Below are 17,984 nucleotides of genomic sequence, written 5' to 3'. Positions count from 1 at the left end.
CGAGCCGGCGGCCGGTAGACCCGAACGGGTGGGTGCGCGCCTCTACGGCTTGCTCTTGAGTTCGCGGTAGTACGCAGCGCGCGCTGCGGCCGAGGAGAACCGCGCGGCCAGACCCGTGATCGGCGGCGCAGCGATGTCGAACGCTTTGTCCGCGATCACGTAGGAGCCCACGCTTTTGTAGGTCCACTTCAGCTGGTTCAAGTTGACCGTGGCGTCGGGTCGGATCACGCTTGCCGCTCCGCGAAACTGCGGCCGGTTGTAGAGCACCATATGCCCGCGCCGAACGACGAATGAGGAAAGGGCGACCTCGGGGTAGCCCGACGAGGGATTATAGCTGGTGTCGTCCTCGAAGATCACGCTCGGCGCAAAGGCCACGATATCGTCGCGCAAGCCATGGCGTCCGTATTCGGAATAGATCGAGACGTCGATCACACTGCCCGGCCAGGGATAGTTCAGCTCGCCCGGGCGCGCCGGCAGCATCCGGAAGAATGCGTCGGGATTGACGGTCCGCATCTCCTCGCCGTTGAAGCGCAGCCCATAGGCGGTCAGCACCGCGCGCACCGCATCGAGACAATCGTGACCCGGGGCGGCAAAGCGCCATCCGGCGATGGCTGCGATCGCGCGGTTCGCAGCTGCGACGTTGCCGCCCCCTTCGAGCGCTTTGTAGAGATCGTAGCGGGTCTGGTAGCCCAGCCCGACGTTGTCGTAGGCGCCGGCGCGAACCAGCGGCTCCCTGGTGGCAGCGTGCCAGAAGTCCTTGCCCTTGGGGCTGGGGTCGTGGTGAGCCATCTCGATCGCGCCCGCGATGTACTCCTCGGGCGCGGTGGCGAAAGCGAAGCCGACGTGCCCGAAGACGTCGCCGGCAATGACCGACCCGCCGGGGCGCAAGAAGACGTAGGCGTTCGGTCGCGCGAGCACCGACCGGGTCAGGAGGGCCAGGCTCGCCGCCGCGCCGCCCGAGAGGAAGGCCGCTCGCGTCAGATCCATGGGCGATGCGTACCCGCTGTGCCCTCGCCCTAGTCGGCGCTCACGCGCCGTGGTATACTCTGACGGCTGTCCTACCGGGTGTTGGAGGACGGTAAGTTCACTACGCCCGGCAGGAGGCTGGGCGATGAAGTGGCTCCATGACACGGATCGCACCGCCATGACGGCACGCGGCCCGGGGCCAGTCAAAGGAGAATCCTGTGTCTGTCGTTACCATGCGCGAACTCCTCGAGGCCGGCGTCCACTTCGGGCATCAGACCCGTCGCTGGAACCCCAAGATGAAACCGTTCATCTTCCAGGAGCGCAACGGCATCTACATCATCGATCTCGCGCTCACCGTGCAGAAGCTGCGCGAGACCTACGAGGCCGTCAAGCAGATGGCGCGCGAGAAGAAAGTCATCTTGTTCGTCGGCACCAAGAAGCAAGCGCAGGACGTCGTGCGCGAAGAAGCCGAGCGCGCCGGAACGTTCTTCATCAACCAGCGCTGGCTAGGCGGTACGCTGACGAACTTCTCGACCATTCAGAAGCGCATCGCGCGTCTGCGCGAACTCGAAGGCATGAAGATGCAAGGCGACTTCGACCGCCTTCCGAAAAAAGAAGTCGCACAGCTGCAAGACGAGATGGCCAAACTCGAGCGCTTCCTCGGCGGCATCAAGGACATGCACCGCTTGCCGGACGCGGTCTTCATCGTCGATCCGAAGAAAGAGCGCATCGCCGTTCTCGAAGCGCGCAAGCTGAAGATCCCGATCATCGCGGTCATCGACACGAACTGCGACCCCGACGAGATCGATTATCCGATCCCGGGGAACGACGACGCGATCCGCGCGGTCAAGCTGATGGTCAGCAAGATTGCCGACGCGATCATCGAGGGCAAGACCGAGAGCGAGAGCGCCTACGACGCGGAGAGCGCGTACGCCCAGCCGTACGCCGAGAGTTACACCGCTCAGGAGGACGAAGCACCCCTCACGATGGCCGAAGTCGAAGCCGCGCTGTAAGGAGAACCGTGTCCACCTCAATGTCCTACCGACCCACAACCGACGACATCAAGAAGCTTCGTGCCGAGACCGGCGCGCCGATCGGCGATTGCCGCAAGGCTCTGATCGACGCGAACGGCGACTTTGCGAAGGCGAAGGCGCTGCTGCTCGAACGCGGCGCGGCGCAAGCCGAGAAGAAGGCCGAGCGTGCCGCGAACGAAGGGCTCGTCACCAGCTACATCCATGCCGGGGGCAAGATCGGCGTGCTGGTTGAGGTCAACAGCGAGACCGATTTCGTCGCGCGCAATCCGAAATTCGCCGAGCTCAGCCGCGACATCGCGATGCACATCGCGGCGATGTCACCGCAATATCTCGATCGCGGCAGCGTTCCGGAAGACGTCGTGGCCCGCGTGCGCGAAGAGTTTCGCGCGGCTGTGCCGGCCGGCAAGCCGCCCGAGGTCGCGGAGAAGATCGTTGAAGGCAAGCTGAACAAGTGGTTCGAGGAGCACGTGCTGCTCGATCAGCCGTTCGTCAAGGACGACTCGCTCTCGGTCAACGATCTGATCAACGCGGCGGTCGGATCGCTCGGCGAGAAAATCAAGGTTCGCCGCTTTACGAAGTACGCACTCGGAGAAAATTGAGGCACTAGCTCACTTGGATTCAACCGACAGTCGACCCAAGTACAAACGCGTTCTCCTCAAAATCTCCGGCGAGGCATTCGCCGGAACCGATACCGGCGTCGACGTCAACACGACGCGTGCCATGGCCGATGAGATCGCCGGCGTCAGCCGCGCCGGCATTTCGGTTGCCGTGGTCGTCGGAGGCGGCAATATTTGGCGCGGCAAGATCCACGAAGAGGCGGGCATGGATCGTGCGACCGCCGACTACATGGGCATGCTCGCGACCGTGATCAACGCGCTCGCGCTTCAGGACGCGCTCGAACGCATGGGCGTTCCCTCTCGCGTCCAAACGGCGATCGCGATGCATCAAATCGCCGAGCCGTACATCCGCCGTCGTGCAATGCGGCACTTGGAGAAGGGCCGCGTGGTCATCTTCGCCGCCGGCACCGGCAACCCGTACTTTACCACCGACACGACGGCGGCGTTGCGCGCGGTCGAGATCGGCGCCGACGCGATTCTCAAAGCGACCAAGGTCGACGGCATCTACAGCGCCGATCCGAAGAAGGATCCGGCCGCGACGCGCTTCGCCCGCCTCGACTATATGGAGGTGCTGCAGCGCGGGTTGGACGTGATGGATTCGACTGCGATGGCGCTGTGCATGGACAACAACCTTCCGATCGTCGTGTTCGACATGGCCGTTCCCGGCAATATTCGTCGCGTGATCTTCGGCGAGCCGATCGGGACGGTGGTCGAACGCGAATCGAATCTGAGCGTGGCAGGACACTAACATGGCCGATTTCTTCAAAGACCTCGAATCCAAGATGGCCAAGTGCCTCGATGCGACGCGTTCCGAGTTCGCGTCGATTCGGACCGGGCGCGCGTCTCCGGCGCTGCTCGACCGTTTGCACGTCGAAGCCTACGGTTCGGCCGTTCCGCTCAAGCAGGTCGCGACGGTCAGCGTCCCCGACTCGCGCACGCTGGTGATCACCGCCTTCGACAAGAACGTGACCGGCGAGATTCGCAAAGCGATCGAGAAGAGCGACCTCGGCATCACCCCCAACGTCGACGGCTCGACCATTCGTCTCAGCATTCCGCCGCTCAACGAAGAGCGCCGCAAAGACCTGGTCAAGGTCGTGAAAAAGAAAGCCGAAGACGGGAAGGTCGCGGTGCGCAACGTGCGGCACAAGGCCCACGACGATTTGAAGACCCAGCTCAAGAATCACGACATCACGGAAGACGACAACAAGCGGATGCAGGAGCAGCTGCAGAAACTCACCGACCGCTTCGTCAAAGAGATCGACTCGCTGGTCGTGACCAAAGAAAAAGACATCATGGAAGTCTAGCGGCTCCTTGATGAACGATTCACTTGATCTCGCACTGATGCCTGAAGTTCAAGCCCGCGCGATCCTCGGCGCGGCGCGCGTGCATCTTTCCGTGCTCGCACCGGTCGGCGGATGGCTCGGCATCGGAGCGTTGCGCGTCCTGCGCGCCACCGAGCGCGACGGGGAGATCGACCTGGTATGCGGATATGAATCCTATGACCGTTGCAATTGACGTCCCGCGTCACGTCGCGATCATCATGGACGGCAACCGCCGCTGGGCGCGCGCGCACGGGTTGCCGGCGCTCGAAGGGCACCGGCGCGGCATCTTGGCGCTGCGCAGCGTCACGCGCGCCGCGAGCGATCTCGGCATCGAGATCGTCACCGTCTACGGATTCTCCACCGAGAACTGGCGCCGCGATTCGCAGGAGATCGCCTTCCTATTCGACCTGTGCGTCTACTTTGCCAAGAGCGAACTGGCGGAGCTGCAGCGCAACAACGTGCGCGTGCGCATCATCGGCGACTGGCAGGCATTACCGAGGCTTTCGCGCGACGCCCTGAACGATCTGCAAACGCAGACCGCCGCCAACACCGGGCTGATCCTCAACCTGGCGGTCAACTACAGCTCGCGTAGCGAACTCGAACGTGCGGTGCGCGCAATCGCGCATGACGTCGCGAACGGCACCTTGGACGCCGCGCGCATCGACGATGAACTGATCTCGTCCTATCTCTACACCGCGGGCGTGCCGGACCCGGATCTGTTGATCCGTCCCGGCGGCGAGCGGCGTCTCTCGAATTTTCTGCTCTATCAGGCAGCCTACACCGAGCTTGTCATGAGTGAGGTCTACTGGCCGGATTTCTCGGGCGAGCATCTCGTGCAGGCGGTGCGCGAGTTCACCCTTCGCCAGCGGCGTTTCGGGGAATAACGCGCGCCGTGCGGCGGATCGTCGTTGGGCTGCTGCTCGCGGTCGTCGGCCTGGCGCTGGTGTGGCGGGTCTGGACGTTCGATGCGCTCGTACTCGTATTGGGCGTGCTGTGCCTCTACGAACTGAACGCGCTCTGCGAGATCAAAGGCCAGCCGCTCGAATATCCGGTCGCGATCGCGGGCGTCGTCACCTATATCGTGCTCGCGATGTTCGACCTGCTGCACAAGTGGGAGGGCGCGCTTCTCGCCGCCATCATCTTCGCCAGCTTCTCGCTCGGCATGTACGGCGAAGAGAAAGGGTACTTCGCGCGGACGGCTTACACCGTGCTCGCCGTGCTCTACATCGGCAAGCTGATGACGTACTTCGTCTTTCTGCGCTCGATCCCACAGTTGGGTATCTGGTGGACCTACGACGTGATCGTGTTGATCGCGCTCACCGACATCAGCGCGATGTCGGTCGGTTCGCTGATCGGACGCCATCAACTGACCAGAATTTCGCCGAAGAAAACCGTCGAAGGCTCGCTCGGCGCGCTGGCGATCGTCTCGGCCATCTCGACCGCTGCCGCGGTCTGGATTCCGCCATTGCAGCTGCTGTGGTGGCAAGGTCTGGCCCTGGGCGCGGCGACCTGCATTGCGGCCCAGGCCGGCGATCTGGCCGAATCGGCGCTCAAGCGCGATGCGGGCGTAAAAGATACCGGAGCGATCATTCAAGGCCACGGCGGCGTGCTCGATCGTTTTGATTCGTATCTCTTCGGCGGCATGGCGTACTTTGGTATGCTGCATCTTCTCGGCATATTGACGGTGCCGCAATGAGCGCTTACGGAACGAACGCCAACAGAACGAAACGCGTCGCGATTCTCGGTTCGACCGGATCGATCGGCACCCAGGCGCTCGACGTCATCGCGGCGCATCCGGATCGCTTCACCGTCGCCGGTTTGGCGGCGGGCCGAAATCTGCGGTTGCTGCACGAACAGTGCGCCCGCTTTACGCCCGAGATCGCGACCAGCGCCGCGGACGGTCCGCAAGGGCTGCTTCGCGTCGCGGTCGAGAGCCGTCCCGACCTGGTGCTCGCCGCTACCGACGGGGCGGTCGCGTTCGACGCGGTGCTGGCAGCGATCGAGCGCGGAACCGACATCGCGGTGGCCAACAAGGAACTGATCGTTGCGGCGGGTGAGGTCATGCTGGCCGCCGCCGCGCGCAGCGGCAGCCGGCTCTTACCGGTCGATTCCGAGCACAGCGCGCTCTTCCAGTGCCTGGTCGGGGAAGACCGGGCCGCCGTAGCCGCCCTCATTCTCACCGCCTCGGGCGGACCGTTCCGGCGTGCATCGGCGGCAGAGATGGCCGAGGCGACCCTCGAGCAGGCGCTTCGCCATCCGACCTGGCGCATGGGCACGAAGAACACGATCGACTCCGCCACGCTGATGAACAAAGGCCTCGAGGTCATCGAGGCCGCGCGTCTCTTCGAGCAGCCCGGCGAGCGCGTGCTGGTCGCGATCCATCCGCAATCGATCGCCCATGCGTTCGTCTGGTTCCGGGACGGCAGCGTCAAGGGACAGCTCTGCGCCCCCGACATGCGCTTGCCCATCGGGTACGCGCTGTCATATCCCGATCGGCTCCCGACGTTTCGACAAGCTCAGCGTGACACAAGGGAGCTCTGTCACCCTGAGCCTGTCGAAGGGTCACTGGACCCCCTCCGGATTCTCGGAGCTCAACCCGGCGCGGCCGAGCTGCGTTATGAGTTCGAGCGTCCCGATCTCGAGCGGTTTCCGTGCCTGGGCCTGGCCTATGAAGCGCTGGCTCGCGGCGGGACCGCCCCGGCGGTGCTTTCGGCCGCCAACGAAGTCGCGGTGCGGTCCTTTGTCGAAGGGAAAGTACGGTTCGGTGAGATCGCGCGAATCATCGAGCGTACGCTCCAACGGGTAGCTCATCGGGATGCGACCCTCACCCACATTCGAGAAGCGGATTCGGACGCGCGACTTCTGGCCGCGGAGTACGTAGAGGACATTAAGTGCACTTAGCCGTCGTCAACCTCGAATCGATCGACAAGATCGTCACCTTCCTGGTGATGCTTTCGGTATTGATCGTGTTGCACGAACTGGGCCACTACATCGTCGCGCGCCGCAACGGCGTGAAGGTGAACGAGTTCGCGGTCGGCTTCGGTCCTAAGCTGTTCAGCTGGGTTAGCCCCCGCACCGGTACCCAATACTCGCTGCGCTTGCTGCCGATCGGCGGCTACTGCGCGATGGAAGGCGAGGACAACAAGACGACCGAGGCCGAGCAGCAGCGCGAGTTTCGCGAATCCCCGGCGCGCTCGCCTCGCAACTTTCAATCGAAGAATCCGTGGCAGCGTCTGATCATCGTCCTGGCCGGCCCGATCGCCAACTTCATACTTGCGTACATCATCCTGCTCATCGGCGCGCTGGCCTTCGGCGTGCCCAGCGACCGCATCGATCGCGCAATCGTTACCATGGTGGAGCCCGGCTATCCGGCGGCAGCGCACGGCATGCGTCCGGGCGATCGCATCGTGGGCGTGCGCGTTAACGGCAGGGACGTGACCAACGCCAACGCGTTGGTCGATACGATCCACGGATCGCTCGGGAAGAGCATCGATGTCACCTACGAGCGCAACGGCGTGAGCAAGACGATTCACGTCAAGCCGCAACCCTGCCCGCAGAGCGCCAAGTTGGGATGCATCGGGTTTTCACCCGAGCCGGCCTACGAGCGCGTCGCGCTCGGGAAGACGCTGCAGTACGTCGGATCCGAATATGTGAACGTTGCCGACCAGACGTTCGAATCGCTCGGTCTGCTGGTGACGCATTTCACGAAATACGCGAGCCAGGTCTCTGGTCCGGTCGGCATGGGGCAAGTTGCGGGGATCGTGCAAGAGTTCGGGTGGGGCCCGTATCTGGCGCTGGCGGCCACGATCTCGTTCGCACTCGGCCTATTCAACCTGCTGCCGATCCCGGCGCTCGACGGCGGCCGCGCGGCGTTCATCATTGCGGAACTCGTGCGCGGCAAACCCGTCGACCCCGATAAAGAAGCGTTAGTGCATCTTGCGGGTCTCGCAGCGCTGATGGCGCTCATGATCCTGGTCGCCTTCCACGACATCGCTCGCATCGTTTCCGGACAAGGGGTCCTGTAGCAATCGTGATTCGCTTGCGGCGTAAATCCAACCCGATTTTCTTACAGAACAAGACCGGCAAGTCCGACGCCAAGAGCGTGTGGATCGGCGGCGATCATCCGGTCGCGGTGCAGTCGATGACCACCACCGACACGGCCGATGCGGACGCGACGCTGGAACAAGTCTACGGGCTCGCGATGGAAGGCTGCGAGATCGTGCGCGTAACGGTGAAGGATCCGCCCGATGCCGCCGGTCTGCCCGCGATCGTCTACCGTTCGCCGGTTCCGATCGTCGCCGACATCCATTTCGATCACAAGATGGCGCTCGCCGCGATTGAGGCCGGGGTCGCCAAACTGCGGTTGAATCCCGGCAACATTCGCGATCCGAAGAAGGTTGCCGAAGTCGTCACCGCCGCCAAAGCACGCGGCATTCCGGTGCGCGTCGGTGTGAACATGGGTTCGCTCGCGCCCGATCTCGAGAAGACGCTCGGCCACACGGCGGAAGCGATGGTCGAATCGGCATTGCGCCACGTGCTGATTCTCGAGGAACACGGTCATACCGAGATCGCGATCTCGCTCAAGGCGCACGACGTAAACACGACGGTCGATGCATACCGCTTGATGGACCGGCGTCTGCGCGAGCGCGGGACGCCGTATCCGCTGCATCTCGGTATCACCGAGGCAGGACTGCTGCGCGACGGCACGATCAAGTCGTCGATCGGCCTAGGGATTCTGCTATACGAAGGAATCGGGGATACGATTCGCGTGTCGCTGGCAGCCGACCCGATCGAAGAAGTGCCGGTCTGCTGGTCGATCCTCAAGTCGCTCGGCCTGCGCGAGAAGGGGTTCGAGATCACCGCGTGTCCGTCGTGCGGGCGCGCGGAGATTTCGGTGCTCGAACTCGGCCGCGCGGTCGAAGCGATCGCCAAGGAGTATAGCGCGCCGGTCAAAGTCGCGGTGATGGGCTGCGTCGTCAACGGTCCGGGGGAGTCGAAGATGGCCGACGTCGGCGTCGCCGGCGGCAAAGGCAAGGGTGCGATCTACCGCGCCGGCGAGCTGGTCGGCACCTATCCCGAGGATGAGTTGCTCGGTATGCTGCGGTTGGAAATCGAGAAGGTGATCGCCGAGAAGTATCCGTCGTACGCGAGCGAGATCACGAGCGTGTCATGACCTACCGCCGGCCCACGGTTCAGACGCTGGTTCTGACCGCGGTCTTCGCGGCGCTCGGTTCGACGCTGCTCGCATTCTCTCGTCCGGCCGACATGGTCGTCGACGGCCAGACCGTCGAGAGCGACGTTCCCCCGGTTACGACCGGGAATCGGGTCTACGTTCCGGTTCGCTCGTTGGCCGACGCGCTCGGGGCCCAGACGTCGGTCGACGGAACGAACATCTACGTCGTGCGCGGGAGCCAGTCGCTGCGGCTGCGCGTCGGGGATGTTCATGCCACGATCAACGGCATGCCCTTCACGCTCAAGCACGCGCCCTTCCGCGTGCGCGGGCGGGTCATGATCGGGCTGCGCGCGATGGCGCGTGTGCTGGGCGTGCAGGCATCCTACGATCCGCGCACCGCGCGCATCCAGGTAATGACGCCGGGCATCGGCGAGGCCGCTCCGGGACCACCGGCCCAGACGCAATAGACGGTTCGGCCGGGGGCGCTACGAGGCGATCGCGCGCAGCCGGCTGAGTTCGGCTTGGAGGCTGGTCTTCTCTTCGATTTCGTCGGCCAGAGCTTCGGCGGTGGCTTTGGTCGTTACGTCCAGCACATGGTCGAAGCTTTTGAAGATCGATCGAATCGTGAGCGCGATGCCGATGAGGACCGCGCACTCGATCAACGCCGCCGAAGCGATGAAGATCGATGCGCGGTTCACCACGAGGATCGCTGCCGGGATGTTGAGACAGACGATCAACGAGTAGAGGAACGCAGTGCGGGCACGCATGCGCGTGTGAACGATCATGGTCCTCCCCTCGCGCGGCGCTATGCGGTGTGTCTGAGACGGCTGATTTCAGCTTGCAGGCTCGCCTTTTCGGCGAGTTCGCCCGCGATCGCTTCGGCCGTGAAGTTCATCAGGTCGTCGACGCGGTTGAGAAACATCTGCATTGCGTAGGTGATCCAGACGAGCATCGAGCATTCGGCCAGAACGTAGACGCCTTGCAACGCGGCCAGGCCCAGGCTCACTTGCGCAAGACCGATGGCCAGGAGCGAGGCGATCGCGATCGGACGCCAGTCGACGTAGGCCGCCAGCATCGCCAGAGCGACGAAGTAATAGCCGTGATAGTCGATGGCGCCGCCGCGTCCGGCGTAGACGAAGAAGATCGGGCCGAGGGTCAGCGCGACCGCCATGATCGATCGCAGCAGGATTCCGTCCTTCATCGTCAGCGCGCAAACGGTTGCGAACGTCGCCACTTCGGCGAGCAGCATCACCGGACCGAGCCAGCCGTTGTGCGCGGCGAGCGCGATTGCCGCGACGGCGGGGACGTGTAGCCACGCAAAGAGCGCATACACCTGCGTCGCGCGGGCACGAAGGTTGGCGGGGGAAATCGAGCGTTCAGCCCGTGCAAAACGAGTGGCCATGATAGATAGCACCTCTTGTATATCTTCCAACAACCACACCCAATAGCGATGATCGGCTGCTCGAGGGGCCGAGCGGCGTCGATAATCGCCGCGTTACGGAAGGTTTACAGCCGGTTTGCCGACGCTAAACAAACTGCTCCGCGATGCCGTCGGGCTCCACGACCGGCTCGATCTCCTCGGGTTTGGACGTGCGGAAGCCGTAGCTGAAGAAAAAGACCAGTCCGACCAGGAGCGCGATCGCAAACCAGGTCCAGGTCGTGCGCGAGAGGCCGAAGACCGCGAGAAAGAGGGAGAAGGCGATGCCGAGGATCGGAAAGAGTGGGACAAACGGCACGCGGAAGCTTCGCGGAAGATCGGGTTTGCGCTTGCGCAGGTACAGCACGCCGGCGCAGACGACGGTGAAGGCGATCAACGTTCCGATGTTCACCAGGTTGAGCAATTCGTCGAGCGGCACGATCAGCGTCAGGAGCGCGACCGCGATCCCGGTTACCATCGTCGTGCGCACCGGCGTTTTGAAGCGCGGGTTGATCACCGCGACCACCGGCGGCAGCATCTTGTCGCGTGCCATCACGTAAAAGATCCGCGTCTGGCCGAGCAATGAGCTGAGCGCGACGCTGGTCGTCCCGGCGAGCACGCCGATGGTGATGACCCAGGAAAGCCACGGCTGATGCAGCGGCGCGACCGCGTAAACGAGCGGGTTTTTGACCGGGACGTGATTCCACGGCACCGCTCCGATCAAGACGATCGCGGTGGCGCAGTAAAGCACCGTTCCGATCGCGAGCGCACCGATGACGCCGACCGGAACGTCGAATTGCGGGTTCTTGCACTCCTCCGCGGTCGTGGTAGCGGTGTCGAAGCCGATGTAACTGAAAAACACGAACGCCCCGACCGCGACGATGCCGTAGGGCTGCGCGGTCGAGTTGAAGTCGGCCATGCCGCCGAACGGCCGCAGCGCGCCCCAACCGTAGGGTGCGAACTGCGCGAAGTGCGCGGCGTGAAAAAGCTGGATTCCGGCCAATACGAAGACGATCAGTGCGCCGATCTTCAAGACGACGAAGATGTTGTTGGTCGTAGCCGATTCGCGGATGCCGATCGAGAGCAGCACCGAGAGCGCGAGCACGAAGAGCGCGCCCAGCAGATCGCACTGCGAGTGCAGCAGATCCCAGCTGCCCGGCAGCCACCATGGACCATGGATCACCAAATTCGATTGCTGCGCCCAAACCGGTAGGGCGAAGCCGATCGTTTTGAGCACGTCCTGCATCGCGGCCGAGAATTGCTGCGCTACCGGTGCGGCGCTGATCCCGTACTCGAAGATCAGCGCGAAGCCGATGATCCAGGCGAAGAGTTTTCCCAGCGTCGCGTACGCGTAGGTGTATGCGCTGCCCGCAACCGGCACCATCGCGCCGAGCTCCGCGTAGCACAGCGCGGCGAAGAACGAGGTGAGTCCCGCCAGTAGATACGAAACGATCACCGCGGGTCCGGCGCCGACCACGCCGGTTCCGATCGTCGTAAAGATGCCGCCGCCGATCATCGTTCCGAGGCCAATTGCGACCAGGTCTTTGGCGGTGAGTGCGCGTTTGAGAATTTTCTGCTGCGCGAGCGCGCGAAGTTTGTCGACGTTGGTCGTCGCAAAGAGCTGGGACGCAAAGGACATTTCGCGCTGGTTCGCAAGGAGGGCGCATGCGTCCCCCCGGTGCCTACTGCCGTCTCTCACATCGCGAAATCTATCGCAATCCCTGGGTCGCGGTCGAAGTGCACGAAATTATCCACCCCACCGGCGCCGCCGGCGAGCACGTGCTGGTTGTGACCGGGCGGGCCGCGGGCGTGCTGGTCGTCGATGGCGATGCGTTCGTGCTGGCGCGCCAAGCGCGCTTCGCTGCCGATGCCGAGAAGCTCGAGATCGTCAAAGGAGGCGCCGGCGAAGGCGAATCGCCGCTCGCTTGCGCGCAACGCGAACTGCGCGAGGAACTCGGGTTCGAGGCGCAATCGTGGCGGCCGCTCGGATCCGTTTACGAGATTCCTTCGATCGTGCAGGATCCGGTTGCGCTGTTCGTCGCCCGCGGTCTGCGCGTCGTGCCGAGCGCTCCCGAGCATGTCGAACGCATCGATGCCGTGCGCATGTCGATCGACGACGCCTTTCGCGCGAGCGTTGACGGCCGTATCGACGACGCGGTCACGCTCGCCGCGCTGCTGCGTTTTCGACTAAGGAAGCTCTAACGCAGGAATTGTAGGCTGAAGTAGACTTGCCGGTACGGCAAGCCGAACCACTCCGTCGCCGATTTTCCGATATACGGGGCGTAGTCCGCGACGCTCGCGTAGCTGTTGAGCGGCGCCGGCACCCCTTCTCCGATCAAACCGGCGATATTAGCGTATTGATTGAACACGTTCGAGATCGCAATCGTGAAGGTTGCGTTACGCGAGATAGGCGTGGTCAGCCGTAGGTCGCTGTAATCGTACGCCGGCAAGTCTTTGGTATTGTTGATCGATACGGTGTAGATCGTGTACCGAGCGTCGACCACGCCGAACGTGTTGTCGACCGCGACGTTTGCCGTGTGCAGCGGCACGCCCTTGATCTGACTGCCGACGATCGAGGTCAGGTTTGCTTCGAGATACTGCGGCGGCGCGTTCTCGAGGACGCTCGAGGTCAGCGCCCAATCATAGTCGATGTACAACCGGAGGCTGATCCGCTGACGGCCGGAAAGGTCGGCCCCGCGAGCTTGCAGCGTGCCGATATTCACCGTGCCCGTAACGCCGAGCGTGTAGTTATTCGCACCGCACACGCCGGTGAGCGCCTGGTTTGCGGCCGCAAGGTACGACGGATTGATGCCTGCCGCACCCGCTTGCGAAAGCGGTACCAGCGATGAGTAGAGCTTGTCGTAGACGTCGACGTTGTAGAGCTGAAGCTGCGTGATCGAGTCCCCGAACCACGTGTGTCCCCAAGCGGCCTCTTCGTCGACGCCGCGCTCGGGTTTGAGGTCGGCCGACGGCACCGATCCAATCGAGTTGAGCGCACCGCAGGTGTACGTCGCACCTCCGCCGGTGCCATTCGTGATTCCATCAGCGAGTTGACCCGGTTGGAACGGGAGATCGAGTTCATCCGAGGTCGGTTCGGTCGTCGTCGCTCCGAATGCGGCGCGAACCACGTCACGCGGCGAGGTACGATAGAGCAGCGAGAGCCGCGGATCGAGGTACGACGAATCGGTTTCACTCGCGTGCCGCGCCCAGACGTTGAAGAAGGCGGTGAGCGGCGAATGCTGCGCTTGCCACACCTCACGAATGAAGAACGCTCCCTCGTTAGAGTACGGTGCGGTATACGTGTTCTTTTTTGGGCTGAGCGCATAGAGGTCGCTGTAGACGTATGCGTTGTTGAAATAGTTGTAGCCGAAGGCGAAGTCGTCGTCGGCTCCGGCGAAGTCGTCGCCCAGCAACGATCCGCTCGTCCGAACGCGATAATCGCGCAGATATTGATTCACGGGCGTCGGGAGGTTGAGACGGTAGGTGGTGTCGTCGTAGAGCGTCGTGAACCCGTTGAACGAAACGGTCCCCTCACCGAAGCGATGCGAAACCGTCGCATCTTGGTAGCCGAAGTTGAACGCTTGCCACGCCGGGCCCGCACCTTGCCACCCGGTCGTCTGGGACGCGCACTGCGCCGGATCGGCGCTGCCGGACGCAACGCAGGTCGCGTACGCGCTCGGGTAGGGAAGGTAGTCGCCGTCGCCGTTGCCGGTCTTGTTCTCCCAGTACGAACTGTTGACGCCGGTCAGGACGATGTTCGTCTTGGAATCCGGCGCGTACGTCAGCTTGATCAGGTTCGCGCGCGAGGTCACCGACGAGTCGTCGATGTAGCTCGCCTGAGCGCCGACCTGATAGAAGTAGGCGTTGCGGAGCGGGCCGTCAAGGCCGGAGACACCGTAGGCGAGCGCATAGCCAAGCTTGCCGGTCGAACCGGTGGCGATAACGTTCGTACTCTGACGCTCGAAGGTTCCATAGCCCTGCATCACGCTCACCTCTTGTGTGGGCGTGGGATCGAGCGTTTGAAAGTTGACGACCCCGCCGATCGCGTTGATGCCGAGAAGATCGCTTCCGCCCGACCCATAGAGCACTTGCACGTCGCGAAACGGGAAGAGCGGCGAGAGCTGATAATTGTAGCCGCCTTTGATGCCGTAGCCGATCGGATCGCCGTCGAGCGCGGCGACGGTCTCGGCGGTCCCGATGCCGCGAACGTTCAAGTTTATGTCGTCGCCGAGTGCGGCGGTGTCGCCGGTGATGCCGTTGTTCACACCGGGCAGCTGACGAAGCGCATCGCCGGCGCGCTGAACGCCGCCGGCTTGTAATGCCTCCGAATCCAGGCTCTGCGTAAACGCGCTCGACTGCTGCAGGCTGTTGCCGGCCGTTGTCGAGGTCACCGTAATCACGTGCAGCCCTCCGGTCGCACGCTGCAGAGCGAGCGTCGTTCGCACCGTGCTGCGTGTGTCCACCCAGACCGGGAGGGAGAGCGCCGGTTGATATCCTTGATGCTCGACTTCGAGCCGATACGTGCCCGGCCCGACGGTCTTGAACGCAAATGCGCCGCGCGCGTCGGTTACCGTGTGCGTCGAGGTGCCGACGATGCGGACCAGGGCACCGGAGAGGGCGACACCGGAGGCGGCATCGACCACCAGACCCACGACGCGTGCAGCGGACTGCGCGTGAGCGGGCAGCGCGCATGCCAAGAATGCGCAGATAAGCGCTCCGCACAGGGTGCGAGCGAGACTCAGGCGCACGAGGATTCCTTTGCGATTATGGCTGCGATGCCGGAGGAACGGAGGTTGCGTTCCAAAGATACTCCGGTTCGTTTAAGCCCGCATTAATCCAACGCGACCACACGAAGAGCGCGTCCGAAAGGCGATTCACATACCGCTGCGTTTCGGACGAGATACCATCGTCGTGCTCGCGCAGCGTCAGCAGCAAACGCTCGGCCCGGCGGCAGATCGTGCGCGCCAGGTGCAGGTACGCGCCGGGCAGCGAGCCGCCGGGATGAATGAAGTTGTTGAGCGGCTGCAGATCGTGCTGCGCTTCGTCGATCGCTCGTTCCAGCGCGGCCGCATCCTGCTGCGTGATCAGCGGCATGCCCTCCCAGCGATCCTTGGGCAGTGTGGCGAGATCGCTCCCCAAATTGAAGAGCGCGTCCTGCGTCCAGGCGAGCCACGCGTCCAATCGCGCTGCGCGCGGATGCGATGCAAGCAGGGGACGCAGCGCGGCTCGTGCGATCCCGATCGCGCTCGAGCATTCGTCGACCGTTCCGTAGGTCTCGATGCGCAGCGCGTTTTTCTTCACGCGCTGTCCCCCGACCAGGCCCGTCGTGCCGTCGTCGCCGGTTCGCGTGTAGATGCGGGTCAGCTTGGGCATGCGGGTCTCTTCGCGCCTGCGGTGAAGGCCGCCCACCGATGCCGCGCGAAACGGCTGCGGTCATGTCCGAAGCCGCAATGCGCCAGCCGGTGGTGAAGGAGATCCCTCCGAAAGCCGCCGACCTGTCCGCGTGGTACACGGCCGTCTGTCTGAAGGCCGAGCTCACCTCGTATTCGCCGGTGCGCGGTTGCGTGGTCCTGCGTCCGTACGGATTCGGCTTGTGGGAGAACCTGCAAAAACATCTCGATGCCGCGTTCAAAGCGACCGGGCATGAGAACGCGTATTTTCCGCTGCTGATTCCCGAGAGCTTGCTGCTCAAAGAGGCCGAACACGTCGAAGGGTTTGCGCCCGAGGTCGCGTGGGTGACGCACGGCGGTCAGGAAGAGCTCACCGAGCGTTTGGCGATTCGCCCGACCTCGGAAGTGATCATCGGCGTCATGTACGCACAGTGGATCGAGTCCTACCGCGACCTGCCGATCTTGATCAATCAGTGGTGCAACGTGCTGCGTTGGGAGAAGGCGACGCGCCCGTTCCTGCGGACGATGGAATTTCTCTGGCAAGAGGGTCACACCGCGCACGCGACGGCACAAGAAGCGCGCGAAGAGACGCTGCGCATGCTCGCGGTGTACCGCGAATTCGCCGAAGACGTGGCCGCGGTGCCGGTGTATGCGGGCGTCAAAAGCGCGAACGAGCGTTTTCCCGGCGCGGTCGAGACGTTTTCGATCGAAGCGCTGATGCCCGACGGCAAAGCGCTGCAGTCCGGAACCTCGCACGATCTGGGGCAGAATTTCGCCAAGGCATATGACATCGAATTCGTCGACGCGGACCAGCAGATCAAGCACGTCTTTACGACATCCTGGGGGATGTCGTGGCGGATGCTCGGCGCGATGATCATGGTGCACGGTGACGACCGCGGCCTGCGTATCCCGCCCAAGATGGCGCCGCTCGAAGCGGTCTTCGTGCCGATCGTTCGTGGTGGCGACGAGCGAGCGATCGCGGCATGTCACGACGCGTCCCGAACGCTTCGCGAGGCCGGGTTTCGCGTGCGCGTCGACGACCGCGATCAGCAGCCCGGCTGGAAATACGCGGAATGGGACGTGCGGGGCGTGCCGGTGCGCATCGAGATCGGTCCACGCGACGTCGACGCCCGCAGCGCGGTGCTGGTGCGTCGCGACCGCGCCAAGGGCGACCCGGAGCAAAAGCAGACGGTCCCGCTCGATCGGCTCGCGCAGCAGGTTCGCGCGCTGCTCGATGCGATTCAAGAATCGCTCTTCGCGCAGGCCAAGGACTTCTTGGCCGGTCACACCTTCCGGGTGACGGATCGCGAGGAGTTCTACGAGAAGTGCCGTTCGCGCGCGGGGATGGTCGACATCGCCTGGTGTGCGCGACCGCAGTGCGAGCAATACGTCAAGGAACAGACGGGTGCGACCACGCGCAACACATATCCACTGGATGCGCCGGGGAAATGCGTCGCGTGCGGCGAGCCGGCTGTCGTGAGGGCCTACTTTGCGCAAAGTTACTAGACTTTATCTGCCAAAGCGGAAGCTTTGTCATCTAAAGTCGCATGGCTCGCTCTGCTCGCTCATGCTCGCTCTAGCGTTGATTGCCGCCACTCCATCCGTGGCGGATTTGGATGCGCACGCGCGGGCCGGCGGCAACCGGCTCGCCGTCGCGACCATGGTGGGCGAACGTCTCTTCACCACCACCTGGCCCGCGCAGGTGCTGCAGGTCGAAGCCAACGCGATGGGCGCGCACCTGATCTTGGGACTGCGCGTCTCGGGCGTCAAATTTCACCGCATGGTCTCGCGCGACGGCTTCGACCGGGAGATCGCAGATCTGGTGGCGCGTTCCTTCGCCGCGGCGCCGCGCGCCGAGGAGGTCGACGTGTGGGTGACCGTTCCGCTCTCGGTCGGCAAGGGGCTGATCGTCAGCGGCGACCTCGCCATGCCGACCACGCGAACCGTGTTCGCGGTCAGCGTTCGGCGCAGCGAGAAGCCGGCTGCGCTCGCGGCTCGTCTGCGCACCGGAACGAACCTTTTCCTCGATTCGGAATGGGCGCGCGACGCTTTCACGAAGAGTTGA

At 63.7% G+C, this 17,984-nt stretch carries 20 protein-coding genes; 14 read left to right on the top strand and 6 right to left on the bottom strand.

Annotated elements, in window-relative coordinates; genetic code table 11:
• Window positions 1-42: 42 nt before the first annotated feature.
• Window positions 43-987, bottom strand: coding sequence for a hypothetical protein (locus tag VMF11_09645; protein HTU70569.1), 945 nt, complete (start codon window positions 985-987; stop codon window positions 43-45).
• A gap of 197 nt (window positions 988-1,184) precedes the next feature.
• Between VMF11_09645 and rpsB the strand changes: the two genes are divergently transcribed.
• From rpsB to VMF11_09590, 11 genes are read left to right on the top strand one after another with little or no spacing between them, the layout of a single operon-like run.
• A complete protein-coding gene (rpsB, locus tag VMF11_09640; GenBank protein HTU70568.1) occupies window positions 1,185-1,979 on the top strand; it encodes a 30S ribosomal protein S2 in 795 nt (264 codons plus the stop codon).
• A gap of 20 nt (window positions 1,980-1,999) precedes the next feature.
• Entirely contained in the window at window positions 2,000-2,599 is a 600-nt protein-coding gene (locus VMF11_09635) for a translation elongation factor Ts (GenBank protein ID HTU70567.1), read from the top strand.
• A gap of 13 nt (window positions 2,600-2,612) precedes the next feature.
• The gene (pyrH, locus tag VMF11_09630; GenBank protein ID HTU70566.1) at window positions 2,613-3,365 is read left to right on the top strand and encodes a UMP kinase; all 753 of its coding nucleotides are present in this window, start codon (window positions 2,613-2,615) and stop codon (window positions 3,363-3,365) included.
• A gap of 1 nt (window position 3,366) precedes the next feature.
• Window positions 3,367-3,921, top strand: a complete 555-nt coding sequence (gene frr / locus VMF11_09625; GenBank protein ID HTU70565.1) for a ribosome recycling factor — start codon at window positions 3,367-3,369, stop codon at window positions 3,919-3,921.
• A 10-nt stretch (window positions 3,922-3,931) separates the two neighbouring features.
• Entirely contained in the window at window positions 3,932-4,132 is a 201-nt protein-coding gene (locus tag VMF11_09620; protein HTU70564.1) for a hypothetical protein, read from the top strand.
• Entirely contained in the window at window positions 4,116-4,823 is a 708-nt protein-coding gene (gene uppS, locus VMF11_09615) for a polyprenyl diphosphate synthase (GenBank protein ID HTU70563.1), read from the top strand. Before VMF11_09620 ends, uppS begins: the two co-directional genes overlap by 17 nt.
• An 8-nt stretch (window positions 4,824-4,831) precedes the next feature.
• Complete coding sequence (locus VMF11_09610) at window positions 4,832-5,635, top strand: phosphatidate cytidylyltransferase (GenBank protein HTU70562.1); 804 nt, start codon at window positions 4,832-4,834, stop codon at window positions 5,633-5,635.
• Window positions 5,632-6,840 (top strand): 1-deoxy-D-xylulose-5-phosphate reductoisomerase, encoded by a 1,209-nt coding sequence (locus VMF11_09605; GenBank protein ID HTU70561.1) that lies wholly within the window; start codon window positions 5,632-5,634, stop codon window positions 6,838-6,840. Before VMF11_09610 ends, VMF11_09605 begins: the two co-directional genes overlap by 4 nt.
• A complete protein-coding gene (locus tag VMF11_09600; protein HTU70560.1) occupies window positions 6,831-7,964 on the top strand; it encodes a M50 family metallopeptidase in 1,134 nt (377 codons plus the stop codon). The genes VMF11_09605 and VMF11_09600 overlap by 10 nt, the downstream gene beginning before the upstream one ends.
• A gap of 5 nt (window positions 7,965-7,969) precedes the next feature.
• A complete protein-coding gene (gene ispG, locus VMF11_09595) occupies window positions 7,970-9,112 on the top strand; it encodes a flavodoxin-dependent (E)-4-hydroxy-3-methylbut-2-enyl-diphosphate synthase (protein ID HTU70559.1) in 1,143 nt (380 codons plus the stop codon).
• Window positions 9,109-9,579 carry a copper amine oxidase N-terminal domain-containing protein gene (locus VMF11_09590; GenBank protein ID HTU70558.1) on the top strand — a complete coding sequence of 157 codons (471 nt, stop codon included), beginning with the start codon at window positions 9,109-9,111 and terminating at the stop codon, window positions 9,577-9,579. Before ispG ends, VMF11_09590 begins: the two co-directional genes overlap by 4 nt.
• 18 nt (window positions 9,580-9,597) lie before the next feature.
• On the opposite strand, the gene VMF11_09585 is transcribed toward VMF11_09590, so the two are convergent.
• The 3 genes from VMF11_09585 to VMF11_09575 all read right to left on the bottom strand — a co-directional run bounded on the left by VMF11_09585 (window position 9,598) and on the right by VMF11_09575 (window position 12,168).
• Window positions 9,598-9,897, bottom strand: coding sequence for a hypothetical protein (locus VMF11_09585; GenBank protein ID HTU70557.1), 300 nt, complete (start codon window positions 9,895-9,897; stop codon window positions 9,598-9,600).
• Window positions 9,898-9,917: 20 nt separating this feature from the next.
• Window positions 9,918-10,514, bottom strand: coding sequence for a hypothetical protein (locus VMF11_09580; protein HTU70556.1), 597 nt, complete (start codon window positions 10,512-10,514; stop codon window positions 9,918-9,920).
• Between the two features lie 124 nt (window positions 10,515-10,638).
• Window positions 10,639-12,168: an amino acid permease gene (locus VMF11_09575; protein HTU70555.1), complete on the bottom strand. Its 1,530-nt coding sequence runs from the start codon at window positions 12,166-12,168 to the stop codon at window positions 10,639-10,641.
• A 26-nt stretch (window positions 12,169-12,194) separates the two neighbouring features.
• On the opposite strand from VMF11_09575, the gene VMF11_09570 reads away from it, so the two are divergent.
• On the top strand, window positions 12,195-12,731 hold the full coding sequence (locus VMF11_09570; GenBank protein ID HTU70554.1) for an NUDIX hydrolase: 537 nt from the start codon (window positions 12,195-12,197) through the stop codon (window positions 12,729-12,731).
• Here the strand turns inward: VMF11_09570 and VMF11_09565 are convergent.
• Both VMF11_09565 and VMF11_09560 read right to left on the bottom strand, forming a co-directional pair.
• On the bottom strand, window positions 12,728-15,277 hold the full coding sequence (locus VMF11_09565; GenBank protein HTU70553.1) for a TonB-dependent receptor: 2,550 nt from the start codon (window positions 15,275-15,277) through the stop codon (window positions 12,728-12,730). The two genes, VMF11_09570 and VMF11_09565, sit on opposite strands and share 4 nt — an antisense overlap.
• A gap of 16 nt (window positions 15,278-15,293) precedes the next feature.
• Window positions 15,294-15,902: a cob(I)yrinic acid a,c-diamide adenosyltransferase gene (locus VMF11_09560; GenBank protein HTU70552.1), complete on the bottom strand. Its 609-nt coding sequence runs from the start codon at window positions 15,900-15,902 to the stop codon at window positions 15,294-15,296.
• A gap of 38 nt (window positions 15,903-15,940) precedes the next feature.
• On the opposite strand from VMF11_09560, the gene proS reads away from it, so the two are divergent.
• Both proS and VMF11_09550 read left to right on the top strand, forming a co-directional pair.
• On the top strand, window positions 15,941-17,425 hold the full coding sequence (proS, locus tag VMF11_09555) for a proline--tRNA ligase (protein HTU70551.1): 1,485 nt from the start codon (window positions 15,941-15,943) through the stop codon (window positions 17,423-17,425).
• Window positions 17,426-17,486: 61 nt separating this feature from the next.
• The gene (locus tag VMF11_09550; protein ID HTU70550.1) at window positions 17,487-17,984 is read left to right on the top strand and encodes a hypothetical protein; all 498 of its coding nucleotides are present in this window, start codon (window positions 17,487-17,489) and stop codon (window positions 17,982-17,984) included.

It is taken from the genome of Candidatus Baltobacteraceae bacterium, from assembly GCA_035502855.1.
GTDB lineage: Bacteria > Vulcanimicrobiota > Vulcanimicrobiia > Vulcanimicrobiales > Vulcanimicrobiaceae > Aquilonibacter.
Note: the sequence above shows the minus strand (reverse complement) of the source record. Positions and strands in the feature narration are given on the sequence as shown.